Consider the following 11,871-nt stretch of genomic DNA (forward strand, 5'->3'; position numbering starts at 1 on the left):
TTTATGGCCCATCTGCAGGGTGTGCGAAGCCACCCGTATCGGGTCAGGGGTAGAAGCTGAGAAGCCGGTAGCCCGATGGCATCAGACCCTCTTCAGGGGTGATCTGCAATTGCCCATCCCACGTTTGCCCGGCCGCCAATGACAGCGGCGCACCCAGCTCGGCAACAGGCACCACCCGACGCACCAAAGCTTTGTCTTGCGGACTCAAAAGCGTCAACTCCAAAGCGGGGGTCTGCAAGGGCTGCGATGTGGCATTGCGCCAAGACCAGCTGAGCAAAAAGCCGCCACCGTCACGCTGCGTCAAACTGGAGCTCTCAATGACGATGCCATCGCGTACTTGCAGCAGAGAAATTTCGCAGCCCCATGTTCGGCAAAGCGTCTGCCAAACCCTTGCGACACCAGGCTCAGCAGCGGCAAGCGTGCGGCGCTCAATCCAAAGCCACTGAAGCGCAAGGGCCAACAACAAGACCAGCACGCCCAACTTGGGCAACCAGGCATGCTGCCGCCCATTGGGGTTTGGGCTCTGCTCAGGCGTCAAAGGCTCCGGTTTGAAAGTGGCAAGCGCTTCTTCAAATGCGGACACGGGTGTCAGCGCTTGAATCTCAGGCCCAGACCTGTCTTCTTGCTTGAGCAATTCATCAATGACCAGCCGTTCGCCAACAGGATCGGCCGTCTCGCGTTCCATCAGGGATGCCTCAGGCCACGCGACCACCAAACCCGTGCTGTCAAAGGCATGCTGGCACTGTCCGCAACGCAACCAGCCTTGGGCAATCTTGAGCTGATCGGGCACCAACTTGAAGATCGTGCCGCATTCAGGGCAGCGGACAATCCAGGTCATGCAGCGGCAAGGGTCATGGCCAGCACCTTTGCTTGCCGATCAGGCCAAAGCAGCGACCGATTGGGCAGTCATCAGAATCCAGCCATCTTCGCTGTCAGCGACTTCCAACTGAATCCAGGGGGCATAAGCCGCCTTGAGTTCATCGGCCTGCCGCTCCAAAATGCCGGCAAGCACCAATGAGCCGCCTGACGCCACGTAAGAACACAACAAAGGCGCCAGCACTTTGAGCGGGGTGGCCAGGATATTGGCCAGCACCGTCTGGTATTGGCCCTTGGCCTTGTCAGGCAACCCCGCCAGCAAGCGAACATGGTTGGCCTCGGCATTCAGTTCGGTCGATGTGACCGCCGCCTCGTCGATGTCCACCGCATCAATGGACGATGCACCGTATTTGGCCGCACCGATGGCCAAAATGCCCGAGCCGCAACCGTAATCCAGCACGCGTTGACCCTGTACGCCATGCTGCGCGATCCAGCGCAAGCACATGCGGGTGGTCGGGTGCGTGCCCGTGCCGAAGGCCAGACCAGGATCCAGCCGGATGATCTGCTTGGCCTGTGCGGGCGGCTCGTGCCATGTCGGCACAATCCAGAAATCAGGGGTGATTTCTACCGGTGCAAACTGCGATTGGGTCAAACGAACCCAGTCCTGGTCGGCAAGCAACTGCACGCCCAAAATGCGACAGCCCTCAAAAAAATCCTGCGCAGACAGCAGCTGAAGCGCTTCTTGCGCTTGAGTCTCTTGCGCAAACAACGCCACCATGCGCGAACGCTGCCAACCGTCTTTGGGGGGTGGCATGCCGGGTTCGCCAAACAAAGCCTGCTCTGCAGGCGTTTGCGCATCGGCGTCTTCGACCGACACACTCAATGCATCCAGGGCATCCAGGGCATCACTCAGGACATCGACCCGGTCTTCCGGGCACAGCAAGCTCAGTTCAAACATGGCGTATCAGCGTTTGTGCTGGCTCAGCCAGTGTTCCAGGTAATGGATGTTGGTGCCACCCTGCATGAATTTGGCATCCACCATCAGCTCGCGGTGCAGCGGAATGTTGGTGTTGATGCCTTCGATCACCGTCTCGTTCAAGGCCGTCTGCATGCGGGCCAAGGCCTGCTCGCGGGTATCGCCGTGAACAATCAACTTGCCGATCATCGAGTCGTAGTTCGGGGGCACGAAGTAGTTGTTGTAGACGTGTGAGTCCACCCGCACACCGGGTCCGCCGGGCATGTGCCAAGACGTCACGCGTCCGGGCGAGGGAGTGAACTTGAACGGGTCTTCGGCGTTGATGCGGCATTCGATGGCATGGCCACGAATTTCGATTTGTCGCTGCGTGAATGGCAATTTCTCACCCGCAGCGACCATGATCTGCGTCTTCACGATGTCCACACCGGTCACCCATTCGGTCACGGGATGTTCAACCTGCACGCGGGTGTTCATTTCAATGAAATAAAACTCACCGTTTTCGTACAAAAACTCGAAAGTCCCAGCACCACGATAGTTGATCTTCTTGCAGGCAGCCACGCAGCGTTCACCAATCTTATCGATCAGCTTGCGGGGAATGCCTGGCGCTGGCGCTTCTTCGATCACTTTTTGATGACGGCGCTGCATGGAGCAGTCGCGCTCACCCAGGTAAACCGCATTCTTGTGCTTGTCGGCCAGAATCTGAATTTCAATATGACGTGGGTTCTGCAGGAATTTCTCCATGTAGACCGCAGGATTGCCAAAAGCAGCCCCTGCTTCGGCCTTGGTCATCTGCACCGCATTGATCAGCGCCGCTTCGGTGTGCACCACGCGCATGCCACGACCACCACCACCACCAGCGGCCTTGATGATCACCGGGTAACCCACCGATTTGGCAATGCGACGAATTTGCACCGGGTCGTCGGGCAATTCACCTTCGGAGCCAGGCACGCAAGGTACACCTGCGCGGATCATGGCCTGCTTGGCCGAGACCTTGTCACCCATGATGCGGATGGAGTCGGGCGTCGGGCCAATGAACTGGAAGCCACTTTTCTCGACGCGCTCGGCAAAGTCGGCGTTCTCACTCAAAAAGCCATAACCAGGATGAATCGCCTCGGCATCGGTCACTTCGGCGGCCGAAATGATGGCGGGCATGTTGAGGTAACTCAGCGGCGAAGCCGCTGGACCAATGCACACCGCTTCTTCGGCCAGCTTCACGTATTTCGCGTCTTTGTCAGCCTCGGAATACACCATGACCGCTTTGACACCCAACTCTCGGCATGCGCGCTGGATTCGCAAAGCGATCTCACCGCGGTTGGCCACCAGGATTTTCTTGAACATGAAATCCCCGTTTGCTTATTCGACGATGAACAAAGGCTGACCGTATTCCACAGCCTGACCGTTTTCACACAGGATCTGTGTGACGGTGCCGGACTTGTCGGACTCGATCTCGTTGAGGATCTTCATGGCTTCAATGATGCACAGGGTGTCACCCTCCTTGACCACGGAGCCGATCTGGACGAAAGGTGCAGCGCCTGGACTGGACGAGCGGTAAAAAGTGCCCACCATCGGTGATTTGACCGCATGGCCAGCAGGTGCGACTGGCGCGGCAGGGGCTTCTGCCACCGCAGGCGCTGCGACGGGTGCGCTGGCGACAGCGACAGGTGCCGCCTGCTGCATGACCACAGGCGCAGCAACGCCCATGCTTTTGACAATGCGAACCTTGCCTTCTGCCTCGGTGATTTCGAGTTCAGAAACATTCGAATCGGACACCAGATCAATCAGTGTTTTGAGTTTGCGCAAATCCATAGATCCTCCATCGCGTTGAGCACATGTAATGGATCGAATTTACACCAATTTTCAGTAAAACACCCCGAAACTGCAGCCATTGAAGACAACAGAAGCAGAAATTCACCGCGATTTGGCCAATTCACCTGTCAAAAACAGAAACAAGGAAGCTTCCAGCCAACTCAAACGGCAGCAGCACGCCACTGAATCAAGTCATCTTTCGTCAATTGCCCCATTTTTTGCCGCCAAATACTGCCATCTGCCTTGAAAAACACGGTAAATGGCAACCCGCCTGCAGCATTGCCCAAAGATTTGGCCAACTCAGTGCCTGCCAAACCCGCCATACCGACCGAAAAACCAAGGGGGTGACGGTCCAGGAAGCGGCGCACCGCACTGGGTTGGTCAATGGCCAAAGCGACCACTTGATGACCATTGAGCGCATGTTCACGCCAAAAAGCATCAATCATGGGCAATTCATCGACACATGGCGGGCACCAGGTGGCCCAAAAGTTCAGCAGCAAGGGTTTGCCGTGGAAAGTCGACATGCGCAAACCTTCGCCCGAAGGGGTTTCAAACTGCCCTGACCAGACCGGGTGATGGCTCGCATCCATAACCGCTTTGGGCTCCCAACGCCACAAGGCCAAACCCATGCCCGCCACCGCAGCCGCCGCGCCAGCCCCCAAAATCACGTTGCGCCGCGAAGCGCCAGAGCTTTGATGTTTCATGCCCGGATTGTCTTTCATGCCGCCAGCAGGCGCTCCAATGCGGTCAAATCCCCCCGGGGCGAGCGGCCTTGCATGTCGGGCAACAAGGCCCCGCGGAAATCGTCCAGATCGTAAATGCGCAGGTGCACACCCACATCCTCGTTCAACGGGGCGCAAAAGCTGTGCAAACTCAGCACATCCACATCATCACCGTGCAAGCCACGAACGGTCTGAACTTCGTAGCGCTCGTTCCGGTTGATCAACGCGATTTCGGCCGACTTCGGGTCATCACAAAACAAGGCCAGGTCAATATCACACAAGCGCGTGGCCCACCCCTGCCAGACCGCACCGCCCAGGTGTGGGCGAAACTCGGCCAGTCGCTGCATCCAGACACTTGCCAACTCGCGCAAAGCCTGCAACTCCCCAGGCTGCGTGTCGGCACAAAACAGGGCGATATAGTCCCGCACCTCTGATTCGACCACGTCGTTGGTCGGCAAAGCTGTGCGACCAGGCAAACCCAACTCTTTCAGCGCACGGTGCTTGGCCGGACCAAAAGCCAAGCCTTCTTCCACCACCAATCGGGCGGCTGTCGCAGCAATTTCGAGGGCAAGATCGTTCATGGATGCCGATTGTGCCCGGGCGGCTGCATGACCCACGCCTGCACCACCTAAAATCTCCTCCCATGCATATTCATATTCTGGGCATTTGTGGCACCTTCATGGGTGGTTTGGCAGCACTGGCACGCGAAGCTGGTCATCGGGTCACCGGTTGTGACGCCGGCGTTTACCCCCCCATGAGCGACCAGCTGCGGGCTTTGGGTATCGAGCTGATTGAAGGTTTTAGTGCCGATCAAATGGATCTCAAGCCCGACATGTACGTGATCGGCAACGTGGTCAGCCGCAGCCGCCTGGCCGACGGCAGCCCCAAATTCCCGCTGATGGAAGCCATTTTGGAAGCCGGGGCGCCTTACACCAGCGGCCCGCAATGGCTGGCCGAACACGTGCTGCAAGGCAAACATGTGCTGGCTGTCGCGGGCACCCACGGCAAGACCACCACCACCTCGATGCTCAGCTGGGTGTTGGAGCAGGCCGGACTTGAGCCCGGTTTTCTGGTCGGTGGCGTGCCGCTCAACTTCGGCGTGTCGGCCCGCCTGGGCAACGGAAAGTATTTCGTGATCGAAGCCGACGAATACGACACCGCCTTCTTCGACAAGCGCAGCAAGTTCGTGCACTACCGCCCGCGCACCGCCATCCTGAACAACCTGGAATTCGACCACGCCGACATCTTTGACGACCTGGCGGCGATTGAGCGCCAGTTCCACCACTTGGTGCGCACCGTGCCTGGCTCCGGCCGCGTGGTCGTCAATGGCCTCGAAGAAAGCCTGACTCGCGTGCTGGGTCAAGGCTGCTGGAGCGAAGTGCGCACCTTCGGTTCGGCCGTCAGCGACTTTGTGGCCGAGGGCGAGCCTTCGCACTTCAAAGTGCAGCAGTCAGGCAAACCTGTGGCCGACGTGCAATGGTCCATTGGCGGCGTGCACAACCAGCTCAACGCGCTGGCCACCATCGCCGCTGCCGAACATGTCGGGGTGAGCCCGGCTGTGGCGGCGCAAGCCCTGGCCACTTTTGAGAACGTCAAAAGGCGCATGGAAGTGCGCGGTACGGTCAATGGCATCACCGTCTACGACGACTTTGCCCACCACCCCACGGCCATCCGCACCACCGTCAACGGATTGCGCCGCCAAGTGGGCAAGGCCCGCATCCTGGCCATCTTCGAGCCGCGCAGCAACACCATGAAGCTCGGCACCATGAAAGCCCAGCTGCCCTGGAGCCTGGAAGAGACCGACCTCGCGTTTTGTCACTCCGGCGGCTTGGGTTGGGACGCCGCATCCGCGCTAGAACCCATGGGAGCCAAAGCGCAAGTGGGGGCCAACATAGACGAGGTCATCGCCCAAGTGCTGGCGCAAGTACAGCCCGGCGACCACCTGCTGTGCATGAGCAATGGCGGGTTTGGCGGGATTCATACCAAGCTGCTGGAAGCCTTGGCTGGCTGATTTCCGCCTTGTATTTGTAGGTCGGCGGCTTTAGCCTCGACTTGGCTCTGCACCAAAGGCCACATCGTCGGAGCTGAAGCTCCGACCTACAAAAAAGCACGCATCAGCGTGCCCGACGCGCCTTCACCGCATCCGACAACACCTGCAACACGCCCACGCTGTCATCCCAGCCGATGCAGGCATCGGTGATGCTCTGGCCGTAGGCCAGTTTCGTCACATCGTCCTTGCCGGGCGTGAACTTCTGGGCGCCGTCCACCAGATGGCTTTCGACCATGACGCCGAACACCTGGCGTGAACCACCGCTGATTTGGGCCGCAATGTCTTTGGCCACGTCGATCTGACGCTCGTGCTTTTTGCTGCTGTTGGCATGGCTGCAGTCCACCATCAAGGTGGCGGGCAGCTTGGCGGCTTCCAGTTCCTTGCAGGCTGCGGCAACGCTGTCGGCGTCGTAGTTGGGCGCTTTGCCGCCGCGCAGAATCACATGGCAGTCCTTGTTGCCCTGGGTCTGGACGATGGCGACCTGGCCGTTTTTGTGCACCGACAGAAAGTGGTGGCCACGGGCCGCCGCCTGGATCGCGTCGGTCGCGATCTTGATGTTGCCGTCCGTGCCGTTCTTGAAGCCGATGGGCGCCGACAGGCCCGAAGCCAGCTCGCGGTGAACTTGGCTCTCGGTGGTGCGCGCACCAATGGCGCCCCAGCTGATCAGGTCGCCGATGTACTGGGGCGAGATCACGTCGAGGAACTCGCTGCCTGCGGGCAGGCCCTGGCGGTTGATTTCGATCAGCAACTGGCGGGCAATGCGCAGGCCTTCGTCGATGCGGTAGCTCTCGTCCAGGTAGGGGTCATTGATCAGGCCCTTCCAGCCCACCGTGGTGCGCGGCTTTTCGAAGTACACCCGCATCACGATTTCGAGGCTGTCGGCGTACTTGTCGCGCAAGGGCTTCAGGCGGCGGGCGTAGTCCAGCGCAGCGGCCGGGTCGTGGATCGAGCAGGGGCCGATGATGACCAACAGGCGGTCGTCTTGGCCGTGCACGATGTTGGCGATCAATTTGCGGGTTTGGGAAATCAGTGTTTCGGTGGCCGTGCCGGCGATCGGGAAGAAACGGATCAAATGTTCTGGAGGCGGGAGCACGGTGATGTCCTTGATGCGTTCGTCGTCGGTCTGGCCGGTGCGGTCGATGGCATGGGGATACCAAGCTTCTGGGGCGGTGGTTTTGGCGTTCATCGTGGACTCCTAGATTGAAAAAAGACAGGTGAAAAAAAACCGCCGGGCTTTGGGGCTCCGGCGGTGTGTATCGAGATGTTCGGGTGCTTATGCGCTCGCCTCTCGTCCGCCGGGGACTGAGAACCAAAAATAAAAAAAGTAAAAGGTAGCGATGCGCGAAAACATGGATTCAATGTAGCACAGTTGGATGACAGTTCCTGCCAGGCCGATCCGGGGACAAACCCGCAGGCCCTTGTTTCAAATTCAGGCCGTGCCGCCGACCGTCAGGCCGTCAATGCGCAAGGTCGGCTGCCCCACGCCCACCGGCACGCTCTGGCCTTCCTTGCCACAGGTGCCCACGCCCGAGTCGAGCTTCATGTCGTTGCCGATCATGCTGATCTTCTTGAGCGACTCGGGGCCGCTGCCGATCAGCGTCGCGCCCTTGACGGGGTACTGGATCTTGCCGTTTTCCACCCAATACGCCTGGCTGGCCGAGAACACAAACTTGCCGCTGGTGATGTCCACCTGACCGCCCGCAAAGTTGGTGGCGTACAGGCCTTTTTTGATGCTGGCCACGATTTCCTCGGGACTCTTGTCGCCGCCTAACATGTAGGTGTTGGTCATGCGCGGCATGGGCACATGGGCGTAGCTTTCGCGGCGGCCGTTGCCCGTGGGCTTGACGCCCATCAGGCGGGCGTTCATCGCGTCCTGGATGTAGCCACGCAAAATGCCGTCTTCGATCAGCACGTTCTTCTGGCTGGCGTGGCCTTCGTCGTCCACGTTGAGCGAACCGCGGCGGTCGGCGATGGTGCCGTCGTCCAGCACGGTGACACCTTTGGCGGCCACGCGCTGGCCAATACGGCCGCTGAAGGCGCTGGAGCCCTTGCGATTGAAGTCGCCTTCCAACCCATGGCCAACAGCTTCGTGCAGCAACACGCCGGGCCAACCATTGCCCAGCACCACGGTCATCTCGCCTGCAGGCGCAGGGCGAGCTTCGAGGTTGATGAGCGCGGCCGACACGGCTTCCTGCACATAGCTCTCGACCATGGCGTCGTCAAAGTAAGCCAGGCCAAAGCGGCCACCACCGCCAGCGCTGCCCACTTCGCGGCGGCCGTTTTGCTCGGCGATCACCGTGACCGACAGGCGGATCAAAGGGCGCACATCGGCGGCCAGGGTGCCGTCGGCGCGGGCGACCATGACCACGTCGTACTCGGTGGCCAGACCGGCCATGACCTGCACCACACGCGGGTCCTTGGCGCGGGCCATTTTTTCGACGCGGCCCAGCAGATTGACCTTGGCCGTGCTGTCCAGCGTGGACATCGGGTCGAGCGAGGGGTAGAGCGAGCGGCTGGCCGACACCTTGCGCGCAGGCACCTTGATGCGCTTGTTTTGCGCGACCGAAGCAATGGAGCGCACCGTCATGGCCGCGTCCATCAAAGAGGCTTCGGAGATGTCGTCCGAGTAAGCAAAAGCTGTTTTTTCGCCCGACACCGCCCGCACACCCACGCCCTGGTCGATGCTGAAGCTGCCGGTTTTGACGATGCCCTCCTCCAGGCTCCAGCCTTCGGAGCGGGTGTACTGAAAGTACAGGTCGGCGTCATCGACCGCATGGGCCTTGATGGCGTTCAGGGCTTGCGTCAGGTGGGTTTCGTCGAGGCCAAAAGGCTCCAACAAGAGGGCGCGGGCCGTGGCTAAGCGTTCGATGGTGGGTTCGCGTGAAATCATGAGAGCCATTGTAGAGACTGATCAAGCCCCTTGCCTGTGTGTTCTTTAGCCTTGCCGCTCAAGCGGCAGGTGTCATGTTTGCACCAGTTGTTTGGCTTTGGCAATCGACATGAGAATGCCCAACGCCAGACCCAAGGTGACCATGGCCGTGCCGCCGTAGCTGATGAAAGGCAGCGGCACGCCCACCACGGGCAAGATGCCACTGACCATGCCCATGTTCACAAAAGCGTAGGTGAAGAAAATCATCGCCATGCTGCCCGCCAGCAAACGGCTGAACAGGGTGGGTGCTTGTGCAGCGATGACCAAGGCGCGGTAGACCAGAAAGAAAAACCAAAAAATCAGGAACAAGCCCCCCACAAACCCGAACTCTTCGCCATAGGCGGCAAAAATGAAGTCGGTGGTGCGCTCGGGAATGAACTCCAGGTGGGTTTGCGTGCCTTGCATGAAACCTTTGCCCAAGAAACCACCCGAGCCAATGGCGATCATGCCCTGGATGATGTGAAAGCCTTTGCCCAAGGGGTCACGCGCCGGGTCGAGCAAAGTGCAAATGCGCTGCCGCTGGTATTCGTGCAGGACCCGCCAATCCACATCGTCGGCACACAAAGTGGGCTCCATGATGACCAGAACCACTACCCCGACAAGGCCCAACACCACAGGTGGCAATATCCAGCGCCATTTGAGGCCGGCAAAAAAGATCACCGCCAGGCCCGCAGCCAGCACGAGCAAGGAGGTCCCCAAATCAGGCTGCTTCATGATCAAGCCGACCGGGACTCCCAAAATGAGCAGTGCCACGGCAAAATCAAATGGCCTCAGTTGGCCTTCGCGCTTTTGGAACCAGGCCGCCAGCATCAGGGGCAAGGCGATCTTCAGGATTTCACTGGGCTGGATCACCACGCCCAAATTGACCCAGCGTCGGGCCCCTTTTTTGGTGATGCCAAAAATCGCCACGGCAATCAGCAGCACCACACCCAGCGTGTAAACCGGCACAGCCCAGGCCATGAGTTTTTGAGGCGGCACCTGGGCCACTACAAACATGATGGCGCCGGCCAGCACCATGTTGCGACCGTGGTCCACAAACCGGGTGCCATGGTCATGGCCAGCAGAAAACATGATCAACAAACCCGCGCAGGCGAGCATGAACACGGCAAATGCCAAGGGCCCGTCAAAACCCTTGAGCAGATACCTCACGCGCTGAAACAACGTCGGTTTTTGAATGACTGAACCCATGGCGCAGATTATCTCAGGCTGAATTTTGGAAATGTGCCGCAGCGATGCCGTCAATGGCTTCGTCCACTGCGGAACATGCCATGGGTTTTGCGGTTGAGCGCGCCTTGGGCGGCCAGCTTGTTCATGGAGGGACTGGCATGGGCATGGGTGATGGCCATGCCCAAAGCATCGGCGGCATCCTGACGCGGCACCACCGGCAGTTGCAGCAAGCGTTTGACCATTTCCTGAACCTGCGACTTCGCAGCGCGCCCATGCCCTGTCACAGATTGCTTCATTTGCAAAGCGGTGTACTCGGCCACCGGCAAATCGCACGACACCAGCGCGGTCACGCAACAGCCCCTGGCCTGCCCCAAGAGCAGGGTGGCTTGCGGGTTGATGTTGACAAACACGATTTCGACCGAGGCCACATCAGGCTGGTAACGGGCATTGATTTCGCGAATGCCGTCGTAAATCACCTTCAATCGGGCGGGCAAATTGCCCATTTCTTCGCGGGTGGTCTCGATCACGCCGCTCGCCACGTATTGCAATCGCGAACCGGTCATGTCCAGAACCCCAAAGCCCGTGGTCTGCAAGCCCGGGTCAATGCCCAAAATGCGCAGGGTTTGCGGGGCAGGCGTGGTCAATGAGCTCATGGCAGCACCACGTCGCCCATGCGGGCCATGATGGTTTCGGCGCGGCTCGCCAGATAGGCCGATTGCGCACGTTGCTCAAAATAGCGGGGGCGGGGCAACATGACGGCCAGGCGAGCGGCCTCCCAATCGTTCAGTCGGGCGGCACTTTTCCTGAAGTAATGCTGGGCAGCCGCCTCGGCACCAAAAACGCCTTCGCCCCACTCCACACTGTTGAGGTAAATCTCCAGAATGCGCTGCTTGGACAAGAAGGCCTCCAGCGTCAAAGTGATCAGCATCTCCTGCCCCTTGCGCAACAAGGTGCGTTCACCGGACAAAAAGAGGTTTTTGGCCAGTTGCTGCGTGATGGTCGACCCGCCCACAATTTTGACGTTGGGCATCTTGGCATCGGGCCGCCGCTGGGCGCGTTGCTCGGCCACGGCTTTGGCCTTGGCATTTTTTTCCCAAGCTTTCTCCAGAGACGCCCACCAAACACCGTTGTGCTGGGTGAACGCACCGTCTTCAGAGGCGATGACCGCCCGCAGCAGGCTGGGGGAGATGTTTTGACGCGCCACCCACTCTTGCCGCCAAGGCAGTCGCCCTTGTCGGGTCACGATCTGCCAGATCTGCGAACGCTCAAAACTGGTGGATTGGGGCGCGACCACGGCCATGCTGGCCATGCGCAAAGCAAAAAACAACTGCAAACCCAACAAGGCCAGCACCACCAACAAACACCAACGACCGAAAGCGCGCATCAATATCCTTTGTCTGAATGA

At 59.5% G+C, this 11,871-nt stretch carries 12 protein-coding genes; 1 reads left to right on the plus strand and 11 read right to left on the minus strand.

Going from position 1 to position 11,871, the window contains the following annotated elements; all coding sequences use genetic code 11:
* Window positions 1–43: 43 nt before the first annotated feature.
* The 6 genes from B9Z37_RS14640 to B9Z37_RS04800 all read right to left on the minus strand — a co-directional run bounded on the left by B9Z37_RS14640 (window position 44) and on the right by B9Z37_RS04800 (window position 4,901).
* Window positions 44–838, minus strand: a complete 795-nt coding sequence (locus tag B9Z37_RS14640) for a zinc-ribbon and DUF3426 domain-containing protein (protein ID WP_108311924.1) — start codon at window positions 836–838, stop codon at window positions 44–46.
* Between the two features lie 39 nt (window positions 839–877).
* Window positions 878–1,774: a 50S ribosomal protein L11 methyltransferase gene (gene prmA / locus B9Z37_RS04780; protein WP_108311925.1), complete on the minus strand. Its 897-nt coding sequence runs from the start codon at window positions 1,772–1,774 to the stop codon at window positions 878–880.
* Window positions 1,775–1,780: 6 nt separating this feature from the next.
* A complete protein-coding gene (gene accC, locus B9Z37_RS04785) occupies window positions 1,781–3,130 on the minus strand; it encodes an acetyl-CoA carboxylase biotin carboxylase subunit (RefSeq protein WP_108311926.1) in 1,350 nt (449 codons plus the stop codon).
* Window positions 3,131–3,145: 15 nt separating this feature from the next.
* On the minus strand, window positions 3,146–3,598 hold the full coding sequence (gene accB / locus B9Z37_RS04790) for an acetyl-CoA carboxylase biotin carboxyl carrier protein (RefSeq protein ID WP_108311927.1): 453 nt from the start codon (window positions 3,596–3,598) through the stop codon (window positions 3,146–3,148).
* 161 nt (window positions 3,599–3,759) lie between these two features.
* Window positions 3,760–4,302: a TlpA family protein disulfide reductase gene (locus B9Z37_RS04795; RefSeq protein ID WP_240606626.1), complete on the minus strand. Its 543-nt coding sequence runs from the start codon at window positions 4,300–4,302 to the stop codon at window positions 3,760–3,762.
* 14 nt (window positions 4,303–4,316) lie between these two features.
* The gene (locus tag B9Z37_RS04800) at window positions 4,317–4,901 is read right to left on the minus strand and encodes a hypothetical protein (protein WP_108312515.1); all 585 of its coding nucleotides are present in this window, start codon (window positions 4,899–4,901) and stop codon (window positions 4,317–4,319) included.
* 62 nt (window positions 4,902–4,963) lie between these two features.
* Here B9Z37_RS04800 and mpl point away from each other — a divergent pair, with 62 nt between their 5' ends.
* A complete protein-coding gene (mpl, locus tag B9Z37_RS04805; RefSeq protein ID WP_108311929.1) occupies window positions 4,964–6,331 on the plus strand; it encodes a UDP-N-acetylmuramate:L-alanyl-gamma-D-glutamyl-meso-diaminopimelate ligase in 1,368 nt (455 codons plus the stop codon).
* Between the two features lie 103 nt (window positions 6,332–6,434).
* On the opposite strand, the gene B9Z37_RS04810 is transcribed toward mpl, so the two are convergent.
* From B9Z37_RS04810 to mtgA, 5 genes are all read right to left on the minus strand, one after another.
* Window positions 6,435–7,556 (minus strand): 3-deoxy-7-phosphoheptulonate synthase, encoded by a 1,122-nt coding sequence (locus tag B9Z37_RS04810; protein ID WP_108311930.1) that lies wholly within the window; start codon window positions 7,554–7,556, stop codon window positions 6,435–6,437.
* 243 nt (window positions 7,557–7,799) lie between these two features.
* Window positions 7,800–9,260, minus strand: coding sequence for a metalloprotease TldD (gene tldD, locus B9Z37_RS04815; RefSeq protein ID WP_108312516.1), 1,461 nt, complete (start codon window positions 9,258–9,260; stop codon window positions 7,800–7,802).
* Window positions 9,261–9,332: 72 nt separating this feature from the next.
* Entirely contained in the window at window positions 9,333–10,487 is a 1,155-nt protein-coding gene (gene rodA / locus B9Z37_RS04820; protein ID WP_108311931.1) for a rod shape-determining protein RodA, read from the minus strand.
* Window positions 10,488–10,537: 50 nt separating this feature from the next.
* Window positions 10,538–11,086: a crossover junction endodeoxyribonuclease RuvC gene (gene ruvC / locus B9Z37_RS04825; RefSeq protein ID WP_108312517.1), complete on the minus strand. Its 549-nt coding sequence runs from the start codon at window positions 11,084–11,086 to the stop codon at window positions 10,538–10,540.
* A 29-nt stretch (window positions 11,087–11,115) separates the two neighbouring features.
* Window positions 11,116–11,850, minus strand: coding sequence for a monofunctional biosynthetic peptidoglycan transglycosylase (gene mtgA, locus B9Z37_RS04830; RefSeq protein ID WP_108311932.1), 735 nt, complete (start codon window positions 11,848–11,850; stop codon window positions 11,116–11,118).
* Window positions 11,851–11,871 lie beyond the last annotated feature (21 nt).

It is taken from the genome of Limnohabitans parvus II-B4, from assembly GCF_003063455.1.
GTDB lineage: Bacteria > Pseudomonadota > Gammaproteobacteria > Burkholderiales > Burkholderiaceae_C > Limnohabitans_A > Limnohabitans_A parvus.